The sequence below is a fragment of the Yeguia hominis genome (assembly GCF_014384705.1).
Classification (GTDB): domain Bacteria; phylum Bacillota; class Clostridia; order Oscillospirales; family Acutalibacteraceae; genus Yeguia; species Yeguia hominis.
The window spans coordinates 1-14,398 of record NZ_JACRSN010000009.1; the positions used below are offsets into that span (position 1 = coordinate 1).

Annotated in this window: 13 protein-coding genes and 1 riboswitch; of the genes, 1 reads left to right on the forward strand and 12 read right to left on the reverse strand. The window is 50.9% G+C overall.

Annotated features, from left to right (window positions below; genetic code table 11):
* The first annotated feature begins 648 nt into the window (after positions 1-648).
* Positions 649-2,781, forward strand: a complete 2,133-nt coding sequence (locus tag IAG03_RS07135) for a hypothetical protein (protein WP_249319434.1) — start codon at positions 649-651, stop codon at positions 2,779-2,781.
* 16 nt (positions 2,782-2,797) lie between these two features.
* Here IAG03_RS07135 and IAG03_RS07140 read toward each other — a convergent pair whose 3' ends face one another.
* From IAG03_RS07140 to IAG03_RS07195, 12 genes are all read right to left on the reverse strand, one after another.
* Positions 2,798-3,766, reverse strand: coding sequence for a D-2-hydroxyacid dehydrogenase (locus tag IAG03_RS07140; RefSeq protein ID WP_249319435.1), 969 nt, complete (start codon positions 3,764-3,766; stop codon positions 2,798-2,800).
* A gap of 174 nt (positions 3,767-3,940) precedes the next feature.
* Positions 3,941-4,948: a GGGtGRT protein gene (locus IAG03_RS07145; protein ID WP_249319436.1), complete on the reverse strand. Its 1,008-nt coding sequence runs from the start codon at positions 4,946-4,948 to the stop codon at positions 3,941-3,943.
* A 30-nt stretch (positions 4,949-4,978) separates the two neighbouring features.
* Complete coding sequence (locus IAG03_RS07150) at positions 4,979-5,671, reverse strand: iron-sulfur cluster assembly scaffold protein (RefSeq protein WP_249319437.1); 693 nt, start codon at positions 5,669-5,671, stop codon at positions 4,979-4,981.
* Positions 5,672-5,826: 155 nt separating this feature from the next.
* Entirely contained in the window at positions 5,827-6,690 is an 864-nt protein-coding gene (thiT, locus tag IAG03_RS07155) for an energy-coupled thiamine transporter ThiT (protein ID WP_249319438.1), read from the reverse strand.
* Between the two features lie 115 nt (positions 6,691-6,805).
* Positions 6,806-6,913: riboswitch (TPP riboswitch) on the reverse strand.
* 27 nt (positions 6,914-6,940) lie between these two features.
* Positions 6,941-7,549 (reverse strand): TetR/AcrR family transcriptional regulator, encoded by a 609-nt coding sequence (locus tag IAG03_RS07160; protein ID WP_249319439.1) that lies wholly within the window; start codon positions 7,547-7,549, stop codon positions 6,941-6,943.
* 138 nt (positions 7,550-7,687) lie between these two features.
* Complete coding sequence (locus IAG03_RS07165) at positions 7,688-8,233, reverse strand: hypothetical protein (RefSeq protein ID WP_249319440.1); 546 nt, start codon at positions 8,231-8,233, stop codon at positions 7,688-7,690.
* 140 nt (positions 8,234-8,373) lie between these two features.
* Positions 8,374-9,495 (reverse strand): DHHW family protein, encoded by a 1,122-nt coding sequence (locus IAG03_RS07170; RefSeq protein ID WP_249319441.1) that lies wholly within the window; start codon positions 9,493-9,495, stop codon positions 8,374-8,376.
* Positions 9,496-9,510: 15 nt separating this feature from the next.
* Positions 9,511-10,908, reverse strand: a complete 1,398-nt coding sequence (locus IAG03_RS07175) for an MBOAT family O-acyltransferase (protein ID WP_249319442.1) — start codon at positions 10,906-10,908, stop codon at positions 9,511-9,513.
* A gap of 80 nt (positions 10,909-10,988) precedes the next feature.
* Entirely contained in the window at positions 10,989-11,468 is a 480-nt protein-coding gene (locus IAG03_RS07180) for a DUF4358 domain-containing protein (protein WP_249319443.1), read from the reverse strand.
* Between the two features lie 5 nt (positions 11,469-11,473).
* Positions 11,474-12,400, reverse strand: coding sequence for a GDSL-type esterase/lipase family protein (locus IAG03_RS07185; RefSeq protein WP_249319444.1), 927 nt, complete (start codon positions 12,398-12,400; stop codon positions 11,474-11,476).
* Positions 12,401-12,515: 115 nt separating this feature from the next.
* Entirely contained in the window at positions 12,516-13,439 is a 924-nt protein-coding gene (locus IAG03_RS07190; protein WP_249319445.1) for a DMT family transporter, read from the reverse strand.
* A gap of 44 nt (positions 13,440-13,483) precedes the next feature.
* A complete protein-coding gene (locus IAG03_RS07195) occupies positions 13,484-14,392 on the reverse strand; it encodes a radical SAM protein (protein WP_249319446.1) in 909 nt (302 codons plus the stop codon).
* Between the last annotated feature and the right edge of the window lie 6 nt (positions 14,393-14,398).

Here is a 14,398-nt window from a genome sequence, read left to right on the forward strand (position 1 = left end):
AGGGCCAAAGCCGCCTTGCGACAGCATAGCCGGAAACGGCAGGTGCGAACGCTCTAAGAAGTAGGCGGTGTGCCCAATCCGCAGCCAAGCTCCTAAGTCCCGCAAAAGCGGGATACAAACGTCGTGCGGACGGGGCCGCGCGGGAGAAGGTTCAACGACTTTACGGGGCTTCCGGCGTGCGGCGCCGGTAAGAGAAAGTCTGATCTGCGCTTAATGGCGCAGGCGCCGCGGTCGAGTGTCAAGACACTCTTGGAAGTACCGCGGACTTTGGCATATCAGTTGGCTAATTAAAAACGATAGCCACAATTCAAACAGATAAATGTGTGTTGATTATAAGGATTGCCGCTACCATAATATGGTTTTAAGTAGAAGGAACCGCAAAGCGGGCATTTGGGCAAATGTTGCGGATTTCCTCTTTTCTCTATCCAATCACTATAGTCGATCAGAGGAATATTGCATTTTGGACAAATTTCAATTCTTTTTGGAAAAATATTTCCACATTTTTCACAAGTATTCATTTTTACCTTAATACACTTCACTACAATCACTATCCTTTTATAAAAATTAATGTCAATCCGGTTTTTAACCCCACAAATTTTAAAAACCGGAAAACATATACTGAATGAAGCTCCCGTACAACTGGATAAAATGCGAAACCAGCTTTACTTCAAAGGATTTGAGGTTAGTAATAAGACCGATATCCAAGCAATTAAGGCATACAACAAAGCTCTTTCAGAAGGAATAGATATACAAAGTGCATATGAAGAATGTTTAAATAATACAAGTGATGCAGCACAATACTTTGCCACAAAAAGTGCAGGAAGCGCCGTTAGTCTTGACGGTCTTGGCGCCAAGCTTGTCGGCGCAAAACTCAAAACGGTTGCCATGACCGCGGCGCAATACGCACTCAATGCAGCCATGTCGATGGGGCTTTCCGTTATCGTTGAGCTTGTCGTCAGCGGGCTGACCATGCTGGTCGACAATCTGATCCATGCGGATGAAAAGCTGCTCGAAAGCGCAGAAGCGGGCAACGAAGCGTTTCAGTCCATCAGCGAAACGGCAGGCGGTTACCGCGAGCTCAAGGGTTCCCTTGAGTCCATCGCGCCGCGCTACATCGAGCTCTCCCAAGGCGTCGGGGCGCTCGGCACCAACATCAGCCTAACCGACACGGAATATGCTGAATTTCTTTCTCTCAATAACGAACTGGCCGCGCTGTTTCCGGAACTGGTTACCGGCTACGATTCCAACGGCAACGCCATGCTGAATCTTTCCGGGAACGTGGAAACACTCTCTGCCGCCTTTGATACGCTTTTGGAAAAACAGCGCCAGCTCGCCAACCAGGAAACAGCAGATACTCTGCCCACCGTCTTGGAAGGAGTACAGAGCAATCAGAAACAAAACGATGAAAGGATTAAAGAGCTTGAAGATCAAAAGAAAAGATTAGACTTCTATAATAATTTAGACTATTCAAAAATAAACCAAGACTCGGCTGAAACACTTAACAAATACTTGGCAGATGTAGGAATAACCGTAAACAAGGATAATCTTGAACATCAATTTGACGTGCACTCTGCTACAACCTATTATAACTACACACCTATTTTCAACAGTGAAGAATACAAAACCGCACTTGCCGCAATTGATGCGGAAATTGAAGGAATCAACCAGCAGACCGCCGACCGCTGGAAGCAGATAAACCCTGTTGCAGACGCGATAATGCAGTCCGACTTCCGCTACGGAGAACTCAATGGGGAAATGCAGAAGCTCGCCGCCAACATGGTTTCCGGCCTTGATTTCAGCGCACTCGGCCTCGAAACCGAAGAAGACGTCCAAAACTATATTACCAATCATATTCTGAATCCACTTTATAATGCCGGACCCGAGGTTCAAGAAGCATTTTCAAATCTGACCAATTGGAAAGAACAATTTGCAAAGGGCGAAATGTCCGCAGATGAGTTTAAAGAAAAAGCACAGAAAACATTTAAAAGCCTGTTTGACGGCATGGAACTTGATGATCCATTCCGACAAACCTTTGTAAACGCCTTTCAAAATTTAGGATTTAAAGGCAGAGGTTCTTCTGATATTTTTAATGATATCATAAACGACTGGATTAATGCAAGCGATACGACTGATAATCTTGCATATTCTTATTCCGCTCTCCGCTCGGAACTGGACCTGACACGTCAGGCCATGCAGGAGCAGTCGAAAAATGGGATAATCTCCGAGGAAACCTATCAAAGCCTGATTGCGGCCAACAGCGACTACGCCGCCTTTTTGACGGAAACTGTCGGTGGCTATCAAATGAACACCGAGGCTGTTGAAAAATACAATGATGCACAGCGCGAGCTGCAAAAAATTCAAGCCCAGTATGAACAGGACATGCTGGCTGCGGAATACCAGCGGCTGCAGGAAGAAATCGAACGTACCGGAGACGTGTCGAGCGGCTATGTGCAGTCCTGTATCGAAGAGCAGGAAGCGGTCAGCGAACGAATTGCGGTCTATGACCAGTACATCGAGTCACTTTCCGATGCGGCGCAGGCATATGAGGATTTTCAAAATGCGCAGCAGACGGACGATAACTCCTATCTCAATCCGATACAGAGCGCAGCGGAGAGCATCCGGGAAGGCATCGAAGAAATGCGTACCGGAACAGACGATTACCGGGAAGCGGTCAATTTAATCTTTGGCGAAGACAGCACGCTGGATACCGGCGGAATGCTCGCGGCGCGGAGTTTCCCCGTGTGGAAAACAGCAAAAAAGCCAGCGTTGTTCAGACGCTGACTTTTTTTATACCTTTTTAATACCCGGCCTGCCGGTTGACCACGTGCGACAGGGGGGCGCCGGCGAGATAGCGGCGCAGATTGTCCATGCAAATTTCCCAGATCCAGGCCTGTGTGCCGGTGTTCCGGGCAAAGCTTGGCCCAGCGATGTGCGGTGTCAAAAGGACATTTTTCAGATCCCAAAGCGGAGATGATTCCGGCAAGGGTTCTATCTCTGTGACGTCCAAAATGGCGCCTCGTAAATGGCCGCCTGCCAATACTTCGGCCAGGTCTGCTGTATGGAGAAGACTTCCCCGGCCGACATTGACGAGCAGCGCGTCTGCCTTCATCCGCTGGAGTCTGGCGCGCCCGAGAAGCCCGGCGGTTTCAGGCGTTCCGGGAAGGCATCCGATGAGCAAATCTGCTTCCGGCAGCAGGGAATCCAGTTCGCGGATCGGATGAATCTCGTCAAAAGCATCCGGACATTCCGGCCTTTTTCGGATTCCGACGGTATATGCGCCAAACGCTTTCAGACGCCCGGCGATCGTCCGTCCGAGATCACCGGCCCCCAGAATCAGAGCATTTTTTCCGTAAATGGTCTCGTCTGCATCCTGCTTTTTCCATAAATGCTTTTGCTGGTTTTCCCAGTAAACAGGCAACCCGCGATACAGTGAAAGAATGGCGCCGATGACATATTCGGCGATAATCGTACCGAATGCACCGGAAGCGTTTGTCAGCGTGACACGGTCCGGAAATCCTGTCATTTGCGTGTAGCGGTCTGCACCCGCCCAGGTAAGCTGGAGCCACTGCAGATGTGTGGCATTCGCAAGCTGTGCCTCGTCGGGTTCTCCAATGATAGCGTCTGCCATTTGAAGCTGTTTGATCGTCACGCTGTCAGGCGTTTCCGCGAATTGGAAACAACATTGCTGGCCAAATGCATCCAGCAGTTTTTCTCGGATCTCTGTGCGGCTGTACGCCATTACGAGAATGTTTTTTCTGTTTGTCATGATGGTCCCCTCCGGAAAAGTATGACGGGTTTGTGTGCCATTTCAGCCGATTTCCTCTGACACGAGGCTGTGGCAAAGGCGTTTTTATATCGCGTTTATAGTTGACGGTATTTTTAAAAAATGGCCGCTTCTGTACGAAGCGGCCATAAATGGTTTGCGAAATTTGAAAATCGCTTATTTCAGTGCCTCATAAACTGCAACTGCGCAGGCAACGGTCGCACCAACCATCGGGTTGTTGCCCATGCCGATAAGACCCATCATCTCAACGTGCGCAGGAACAGACGAAGAACCGGCAAACTGTGCGTCGCCGTGCATACGGCCCATAGAGTCGGTCAGACCATAGGAAGCCGGACCAGCCGCCATGTTGTCCGGATGGAGCGTACGGCCTGTGCCGCCGCCGGACGCAACGGAGAAATACTTCTTGCCGTTTTCAAGCGCCCATTTTTTATAGGTGCCTGCAACCAGATGCTGGAAGCGGGTCGGGTTCGTGGAGTTACCCGTGATGGAAACGTCAACGCCCTCATGCTTCATGATGGCAACGCCTTCGAGAACGTCGTTTGCACCATAGCATTTAACCTTTGCGCGCTCACCGTCAGAGAACGGACGCTCCTCGACAACATGGAGTTCATCATTGAAGAAATCGTAATCCGTTTTCACATACGTGAAGCCGTTGATTCTCGAAATGATATAAGCAGCGTCTTTTCCAAGACCGTTGAGGATGATGTGCAGGGGTTCTTTCCGCGCGCGGTTTGCGGTGCGGGCAATTCCGATGGCGCCTTCTGCAGCAGCGAAAGACTCGTGGCCTGCGAGGAATGCAAAGCACTTTGTCTCATCGCGCAGGAGCATCGCGCCGAGATTTCCGTGGCCGAGACCAACTTTACGCTGTTCCGCAACAGAACCGGGAATGCAGAATGCTTCCAGGCCGATACCGATGGCCTCAGCAGCTTCTGCAGCAGACTTTACGCCTTTTTTCATCGCGATTGCGCAGCCGAGGGTATAGGCCCAGCTGGCATTTTCAAATGCGATCGGCTGTACGCCTTTTACGATCTTGTCAACGTCGAAGCCTTTGCTGAGGCAAAGGTCACGCGCTTCTTCCAAACTTGCGATTCCATATTCCGCAAGGCATTTTTCAATTTTGGCAATTCTTCTTTCCTTGCCCTCGAACATTACGTCATTTGCCATTTCGTGTTGCCTCCTTTCGATATCGGTTCCTTATTCTTCACGCGGGTCAATATACTTGGCCGCGCCGTCATAACGGCCGTACTGGCCGATGTTCTTTTTGAACGCTTCGTCCGGGCTTACGCCGTGGCGGATATCTTCGAGCATTTTGCCGAGGCGGACAAACTTGTAGCCGATGACTTCGTCGTTCTCATCCAGTGCAGTGGAGAGGACATAACCTTCTGCCATTTCCATGTAGCGTACGCCCTTTGCAGCGGTGCTGAACATGGTGCCGACCTGAGAACGGAGACCTTTTCCGAGATCCTCAAGGCTTGCGCCGACCGGAAGGCCGCCCTCAGAGAACGCGGTCTGCGTACGGCCATAGGCGAGCTGTTTGAAGATTTCACGCATTGCAACGTTGATGGCGTCGCAGACGAGGTCTGTATTCAGGCACTCGAGCAGCGTCTTGCCGGGCAGGATTTCAGCCGCCATAGCAGCGGAATGCGTCATGCCGGAGCAGCCAATGGTTTCGACCAGTGCCTCCTGGACAATTCCTTCTTTTACGTTGAGCGTCAGCTTACATGCACCCTGCTGCGGTGCGCACCAGCCAATTCCATGGGAAAGACCGCTGATATCTTTGATTTCATAAGATTTTACCCATTTGCCCTCTTCCGGGATCGGAGCGGGTCCATGGTGCGGTCCCTTTTTTACCGTGCACATGTGTTGCACTTCTGCGGAATAGTTCATATCGGTACTCCTTTCGATTTGGTTTTCCGTTTTTTGCTTGTTCTGACTTGTTTCTGTTTGCATCACAACAACACTTCTTATTATAAGCAAAATCAGCCGCTTTCGCAAGAGAAGCGGCTGAAAAATTTTTTGTGGTTCTTAGATCGGTTGTTGTACTATTTGTTGTCTTTTCCTGCGCGAAGGTCGGAAAGAATCTGCACAACCTCGCCAAGGGCGTAAAGCACGATTCCGATAACGGCGGTTACACCGATCACAGCGAGCAGATGGGCGCCTTCCGGCATAGCAATGGTTTCATCGGTGAAGGACGCAAAGAACGTGTAGACAACGCTGGAAATGACATAGAGCAGACCGCCGCAGATGGACAGAATACCTGTAAGTTTTGCCGCAAACGCCGTATTGCTGCGCGGTGTGGCAGAAGAAGCAGCGTCTGTGCTGCGCTGGCGGGTGATATCGCGGCTTCTGAAATCGAGAACGAGCGAAATCAGCGCAGCGCCGACGGCGGTGATAATCGTTTCCGGCACCATGTAGGTCGAATTGTAAGAGAGCGAGTAGAGCCATGCAGGCATGCCTTCCGGAGCCCAGACGCCCCAAATGGTCCAGCCGGTGATGAAGTGGCACAAAAAACGGAGAATGCCGACAACGACAGAGCCCGCAGCCAGCTCGGCCGCCTGATATTTCAGCTTGCCGCGGAAGATGCCGCCAAAGCCCTGGACGCCAAATGCAACCAGATAGTCAAACAGGATAATGCAGACGACAGAAAGGAACGTAGCGCCGTACTTTAAGTTCTGCATGCCGAGCAGCATCTGCAAAAAACCTGCGGTGACGCCCGTCAAAAGGCCCCATTTGGTTCCGTAACGATAGGCGATGATGATAATCGGGAGCATGCTGAATGCGGTAACCGTTCCGCCCATCGGCATTTCCAGCAGCTTGATTTCGCTGAGGACGGTGGCGAAGGCGATCATAATCGCACTTTCCGTCAAACGGAGAATGTTCCCCTGTTTGGTTTTTGAAGCTTCCATGAAAAAATCCCTCCTGAAAATCAGAACGCAAAAGCTGGGGCCAAGACCAATAAAAAAAGCCCCGCAAACTGCGGGGCGCCTTTTCCAATCCTTCCCGACTTTTCCAAAATGAAAAAATCTGAAAGCAAACTGTTTCCCTACGCCGGCATTACCCGGATCAGGTAAAAAAGGTTCGGAGAAATTCTCCATCTCAGCCGATTGCTCAGCACCCTGTTGTTTGATTTTAATTTATCACAGAAGGAAAGCCTTGTCAAGCCTTTGCATGTCCAGAATCTGAAATTGGCCGCAGCGGAGCGCGGATTCCCTGCAAAATCAGGCGTTCCGTCAAGCGCGCAATGGCTTCCGGCGGTTCCTGCATACCGTTTTCCACCCAGACCTGAAACAGGCCGACGCAGCCGGATGCAATGAACTCATAACAATAGGCAAAGTCTTGCGGCTGGATTCCGCTTTCCGCGAGGATCCATTCCCGAAAGCCCGGGCTTTTCACAACATCTTTGAGCTGTTCCAGAAAACGGATATCTCCGTTTTTTCCGATCAGCGCAATGCAAATTTCCGAATTGTCGGCGAAAAAAGAAAAAATTTCGATCAAAAACCGATAGGAATTCCGCTTTTGCGGGTTCTCTGTCCAGGTTCGGACAAGCTGCTGAAATTCTTCCAAAATATCCTGTTCGGTTTGCTCAATGAGATGATAGACGTCCCGATAATGAATATAAAAGGTCCCGCGGTTGATATCCGCCGTATCCGCAAGTTCTTTTACCGTAATTTCCTGGACACTTTTTTGCGCAATCAGTTTGACGAGCGCGGCACGCAGCTGGCGCTTCGTCTTTCGGATTCTCCGGTCAACGGTCTTGGTCTCCATAACAGTTCCTTTCTGCGTGGAATTCTCTTCTGTTATTATACGGGAAAATAAAAAGAAAATCAACACTGCGTTTATTAACGCAAAACTCCCGCCTCCGAAATTCGGAAGCGGGAGAAACAAAGCGGGATACAGATACCATTATTTCTTGTATTCCTGGAACGGTTTGCTGTATTCGTCGTGATGTTCATAATCCTTTTCGCCAATCAAAAGGGCGTTGCCTCTCGTGTAAGCGGTTTTCTTGCCTTCACTGTTGATTTTGTCACATTCTTTCTGGGCTTCTTCGGCTGTGTCGTACGTGACAACCTGGTAGCTGGTCTCATCGTCATATTTTCCATTTTTAACGGTAAATGCTTTTTGACCGTCGCCATAGGTTCCGTCCGTAACGGTAAAGCCTGCATCTTCATAGGCGCCGCGGAGATCGTCCAGTCCAAACACCGTATCGACGATGTCCTCTGCGCCGGATACGACATCGGAGACGACGTCTTCAACACCGGAGACCACATCATCCACACCGGATACGATGTCAGATCCCAGGCTTCCGGAGGACTCCGCCATAGAGGAATCGATTCCGGAACCGCTTTCCATGCCGGAATTCATGCTGGAATTGCCGGCGTTTGAGGAACGGCAGGCGCAGAACGTGACGGCCATCAGAACGGCCAGAAAGAGTACAACTGTTTTTTTCATTTTCAGATAACCTCCAGTTTTGATTTCTGCTACAATACAAATCATTCCCGGAAGCGTTCGGATTATGAATCTGAACTTGCAAATTTGTGTAAAAAACCGGCAGGATGCACACAAAGCGCCATCCTGCCGGTATAGGATGCCTACTGAATCCAGGCGGTATTGGTGTCAGTCGCAAGGTTGTCGACGCCGTAAAGGAAGAGCAGTTCTTCGATGTTGTTTTCCGCTACGAGCGAGGAGAGCGGCTGACGGTAATAGCGCATGTCGACGAGATAAATCTCGCGGTAATGCTGTGCAAGAAAGGTTGTCATACAGTGCGCAAAGGAGTCCTTGACGATCAGGAGACTGCCCTTTGGCGCAGACTGGTTTTCGATTTTGACCAGACCGTGATTCCCATCCAGAAAAACCGGATACTTGTCGTCTTCTTCCAGATGTTCCCGGAAAAAGAGGCTGTCCTGTACAACAGGGTCAACTCCGGCATCCGAGATCGTAACCTGATAAGGGCCGTTTTGGTTGCTCCAAAGTTCGATATCGTCCGGGGCGTTGAACCAGAGACCGCTTCTGGAATAGGTCGTGCCGTAGAATCCGGGGACGATTTCTTTTTCATACTCTGTAACGGGGGCAATTCCCGCTGCCTTGCAAAACTCTGTGTACATGAGATAAGCGCCTTCGGTGGTGAGATGATGATCCGTGCGGTAATAAAGCGGGAGCGTATCCCGGTTTTCCAGAAAAGCCGGACGCAGATCGATCAGAGAGATGGAGCCCAGGTTTTCCTGTGCGGTTTGGAAGATTTCGTCATCATGATAGGGCTCATGTACAGCAGGAAGCTTTTCTTCCAAAATCGATCCGGTCGAGGGAACCAGCAAAAATTTGGCGGGAAGACCGGTATTCTCCGCAAACTGGCGGAACCGCGACACATTGGATGCAACGGTTTCCTCGCTGTACGCGACGGGTGTGCTGATGAGATACCCGTCTTTTCCCTGGTAAATTCCGGAATTTCCGCCTCGGCCGGTATACAGCTCATAATATGCGTTGAGACCGACAAAAAATTTGCGGCCGGGGAAATGATCGGAGAGATACCGCTCAATGCTGCTGCCCAGAGAACCATCCGTCAAGGATGACCAGGAGAATACCGGCGTTTTTTCCAGCACGCGTTTTTCTGCGGAGGAATACGCTTCTTTTGGCAAAACAAAGAAGAGTATCGTCAAAACGCCGACAAACAGCAAAAAGACAAAGGACGGCACGCGTCGTTTTTGATTTTCCATGTTCTTGTGCCCTCCTTAAAAGCGAAAATATAGGAACGGATTGTAGGTTTGCCGGACAAGGGACGCGGTGCAGAGAAATAGAACCGCGGTGCAGACGCCAAGTTCTGCGGCCCAGCACCAGCGCGCATTTTGGATACGGTAGTAAAAACGTTTTCCGAGCGGCAGGCATGCAAAAATTGCGACGGCAAACAGCGGAAGATAAGAAAGAATCAGCGGCAGCGCTTCTGTGCTGATCCAGCCGCTTCGCAGGGAAAACATCCCGTGCAGATAACTGCCCATGGCGGAAAGATCGGTGAAGTCGAACAGAACCCAGCCGAGAACGATGAAGAAGAGCGCGTAAAGGTGCGAGAAAAACGCCGGCAAGCGCTCCAGAACTTTCAGCAGGAAGAATTTTTCGAAAATCAGGAGAAGGCCGAAATATAATCCCCAAAGGACAAAGTTCCAGCTTGCCCCGTGCCAGAGACCGGTTAAAAACCAGACAATCAGCAAATTGAGCAGAAGGCGGGGCTTGCCTTTCCGGTTGCCGCCCAGCGGAATATACACATATTCCCGGAACCAGGTGCCGAGCGAAATATGCCAGCGCCGCCAGAATTCCGTGATGCTTTTGGAAATATAGGGATAGTCAAAGTTCTTCAGGAATTCAAACCCGAACATATTTCCAAGCCCGCGCGCCATGTCGGAATATCCGCTGAAATCGAAATAAATTTGCAGTGCAAACGCAAAAATGCCGACCCAGGAGCCGATGAGTCCGTTTTCTGCACCGGTCGCTTTGAGGGTGCTCCAAAGGCTGCCCATCTGGTTGGCAATCAGAACTTTTTTGGCGAGCCCGACAAGAAAAATCTTGACGCCGCGGTTAAACTGCGCCCAGTTTTCCCGCCGGTTGTCCAGCTGGTCGGCAACATCGACATAGCGGACAATCGGGCCGGCGATCAGCTGCGGAAACAGCGCAACATAGGTGCCGAAAGAGATGAAATTGCGCTGCACCGGAGAGTCGTTGCGGTAAACGTCGATGGTGTACGACATGGTTTGAAAGGTATAAAAGGAGATGCCGATGGGAAGCGGGATCAGCGGCACCGCCAGCGCTGCGGCCGGGAAAATCGCGTTTACCGTTTCCGTGACAAAGCCTGCATATTTAAAGAATCCCAAAAGGCCGAGGTTAATCACAATCGAGGTTACCAGAAGCACTTTGGCAAGGCGCTTCCGATCCCGATAGCGGTTAATCAGCAATCCGTAGCCGTAGTTGACCGCGGTGGAAAAGAGCATGAGCAGAATAAATACCGGTTCTCCATAACCGTAAAACACGAGGTTTGCGACAAATAAAAACGGATTGCGAAACCGTCTCGGCAAAATATAATAAATCAGCAGTACCGCCGCAAGGTACAGAAAAATAAACAACAGACTGGAAAAAACCAAACGGATCTTCCTCCTCTATCTTGATTGTATGAAAAGAAGCGGGCGGACCACTTTGCCCACCCGCTTGGCTCCATTTAATTTTAAGCGAAAAATCCGTCGTAAATGGATTGGATTTCCGCATATTTGGGAGAAAGGAAAAGACAGAGATAGTTGCCGTTTGTTTTCACTTCGCATTTCTGCGCAAGCGCATAATTCTCTGCGTCATAGCTTTGCGACTGATTTTTGACTTCCTTGAGCCGATTTTCCAGCTTTTCCTGAATCCGGCCTGCAGCAGCAGAGTCAACCGCCTCTACCATCAGAACCTCATCGGGGAAGACGCTGCCGAATGTCCCGATAAAGCAGGCCGATTGTTTGACGTCGGCTTCCTGGATGCCGTAAAGATTCAGAAGATCGGAAGTGGCGAGCACAGAAACCAGACCCGGATCGTCTCCGTACAGCTCAGAAGTAATTTTGGTTCGAACTTCTTCCAGATTGACGTCTTTTGCCGATGCGTTGGAAGCACAGGCGGAGAATGAGAACAGCAGCAAAATTGCAAGGAGCAGCGCAGTCAGTTTTTTCATCATAGTCAGATCCTTTCTGTGTCAGGGGATGCAGCGCCGGCTTTTTCAGGCGCTGTGTGGGTATAAAGATAATCCGCCCAGGTCTGGCAGCCGCTATCGGTGAAATGGATGCCCATACCGTCCGGGCCGGGATCGCTGCAATAATCTGCAATCAAAAATCCGTTGTCATCGTGCATGACGGAAGCAACATCCAGATAATACCATCCGTTTTCCTCGCAGACAGCAAGCAGCTTCTCATTGTATTCCGTGATGGTCTGGTTGTTGAGCGTTTCCCACTCGGTTCCTTCTGCCTTCGGCGTAACAGACTGGACATAGATTGTGGCGTCAGGCGTTTTTTCAAGAATTTTTCCAATCAGCGTCTGGAAGGATTCGACCGAAGCGTCCACACCGTAAGCGCCGATGTCGTTCATGCCGAGCATGATATAGACTTTTTTGGCGCCGGTCAGCGGAATGGCGTCCTCAATGCGCATCTTTTCGCCCTGATAGGAAGGATGGACAGATTCCTCACTGACATCCCAGAGCGCATTGTTGCTTCCGAGGCTGCCGGAAGTCAGGAACTTTGCGTTTCCCATCACGCCGGTCGCAACGTTGTAGTATTCCAGTTTTAAGCTGACAGAGTCGCCGACAAAAACCGCGTCGTCGAAATAGCTGGCATCCACACGGGCAGATTCCGCAACCAGCCCCGGTGCAGCATCCGTGCCGGAAGGCGCAGGGTCAGAGGAGCTTTCTGAAGACGGCTCATCCGACGAAACCTCTGAAGAAGCCTCGCTGGAAGACGCGGCAGGATTTTCGGCTTCGCTTGCGGAATCTTCACTGATGGCAGAATAGGCGCTGTCGGAATCAGAATCTTTTCCACAGGCGGAAAAAACAAGCAGAAAGGCACAGAGCAGTGCAAGGGCGGAGAGGACACGGGGGAATTTTTGATGATTCATGCCAATAAACTCCATTCCTTAAAAATTTGGACTTTTTTTGGTCCGTCTTTCCAGCGGACACAACTATATCAAGTATAAATAGAAGAAACAGGGATGTCAAGAAAAACGATCCGATTTAGGAGACTTTTGACGGAACCTGCGGCGTGCGTTTGTCCGGAAGCTGTGCAAGAATAGTTGCGGCAAACATAAGCACACAGCCGATCAGTTCCCGCACGGTAAACGCTTCTTTCAGAATCAGCCAGCTGGAGAGTACCGCAATGACAGATTCCAGGCTCATAATCAGCGCCGCCGTTGTCGCGCTGACATCCTTCTGGCCGATAATCTGCAGCGTATAGGCGACGCCGCTGGAGAGTACGCCGGCATAAAGAATCGGAAGAATTCCGGCTGTAATATCCGGGATGGAAGGCGTTTCGAACAGAAACATGGGAATCGCCGAAAGAATGCCTGCGACAAAGAACTGAATGCAGGACATCCGGACGCCGTCCACCTTGGGCGAAAAATGCTCGACAATCAGAATATGGATTGCAAAGGAAACCGCACAAATCAGCACATACAGGTCGCCGGTTCCGATTTGAAATTCTTCGTTGATGCAGAGCAGATAGAGCCCGCCGACCGCAAGCGCGACGCCGACCCAGACAGACCACGAAACATGCCGCCGGAAAAGAAGACCGAGAATGGGGACGAGGACGATATAAAGCGCGGTAATAAACCCAGCTTTCCCCGCAGTGGTGTAAGAAATACCCAATTGCTGAATGGAACTTGCAATCCCCAGAACAATACCGCAGGCAATTCCGCCGGTCCAAAGCGTTTTTTGCGCTTTGCGGCGCACGGCGGGATCTTCCGCCGGATGCCGGCCGGTCAGTTTGTCAAATAAAAAAATGCAGGGAATCAGAACGATTCCACCGACAATGCTTCGAATTGCATTAAAGGTGAACGGTCCGATGTAGGACATTCCGAGGCTTTGTGCGACAAACGCGGTGCCCCAGATCGTTGCGGTCAAAAGAAGGAGCAGATTGCCCCGCAGTTTTTTGGCAGACATAAGAAAACTCCTTTACCAGTCATCATGAAATATACAACACATCGCTAACGACCCGGTGCGAGAACACCGGTATTGTCAAACGGAGGAATAAAACTTTCTTCTGCGGTGCCGCCCTCCTGAATGAATCCGTTTTCAATTCCGAGGTCGGCGGCATAATCCACAAGCTCGTCATATTCTTCCTGCGAAACAGGCCGGCGCAGTTCGGGCGGAAGATCGGGCCGGGAAACCGGCGTGTACTGGTTCATCAGGCTGTACCAGATCCGGTTGCCGTAAGTTTCAAACAGCGCCTGGATCACCGCTTTGGAATCCGAAAGCTGACCGGGCAGAAGCAGATGGCGGACAATGGTTCCGCGCTGCATGATGCCGTCCTCATCCAGAACAGCGCTGCCGGTTTGGCGCACCATTTCCGCAATGGCCTGTTTTGCGCATTCCGGATAGTCGGCTGCCTGCGAATACCGTGCGGCAAGCGCAGAGGAGGCATATTTAAAGTCCGGCAGATAAATGTCCACCAGACCGTCAAGCAGCTGCAGCGTCTTTGGCAGTTCATAGCCGCCGGTGTTGTAGATAACCGGAATTCCAAGCCCGTTCCGCCGGCTTTCCTGCAGCGCCGCACGGATCTGTGGGACAAAGTGCGTCGGTGTAATGAGATTGATGTTGTGTGCGCCTTGCGCTTTCAGCTCAAAGAAGATTTCGCATAGGCGCTGTGTGGAAATCGGCAATCCCGATTCTCCGCCGGAAATCTGGTCGTTCTGACAGTACACACACCGCAGCGAACAGCCGGAAAAGAAAACGGCGCCGGAGCCGCGCGTGCCGGAAAGACAAGGCTCTTCCCAAAAATGCAGCGCAGCGCGCGCGACCCGCAGCGTATCGTCCATTCCGCAAAATCCGGTTTCTCCGGCAGTGCGGTTGACACGGCAGGCGCGCGGACAAAGGATGCAGCAGGCGATATTCATTCTGAT